This window comes from Sulfitobacter sp. 15WGC (assembly GCF_005068605.1).
GTDB lineage: Bacteria > Pseudomonadota > Alphaproteobacteria > Rhodobacterales > Rhodobacteraceae > Sulfitobacter > Sulfitobacter faviae.
On the sequence record NZ_SZNL01000272.1, the window covers coordinates 1 to 247 of the forward strand.

General features: G+C 60.3%; 1 protein-coding gene. It reads right to left on the reverse strand.

Features of this window, described 5'->3' with window-relative positions; all coding sequences use genetic code 11:
* Positions 1 to 247: Clp protease ClpP (locus FCK22_RS18740; protein ID WP_136720780.1), on the reverse strand; the 247-nt coding region annotated here is incomplete at both ends.

A 247-nucleotide genomic window follows, 5' to 3' on the forward strand; every position in this document is an offset into this window, starting at 1 on the left:
CACTTTGATCTCATCACCGGCCATGGCGATCACCGATGCGGCGGACGCGGCAAGGCCCAGCACATTGACCGTGACCTTGGCTTTGTGTTCACGCAGCATGTTGTAAATCGCCACGCCTTCAAAAAAATCGCCACCGGGGCTGTTTATATCGACCCGAACGTCGCGCTCACCGATCGATCGCAGCGCCCCGGCGATCCGCTTGGATGTGACACCGTCGCCATAATCGCCGCCGCCGATCTCGCCGAGA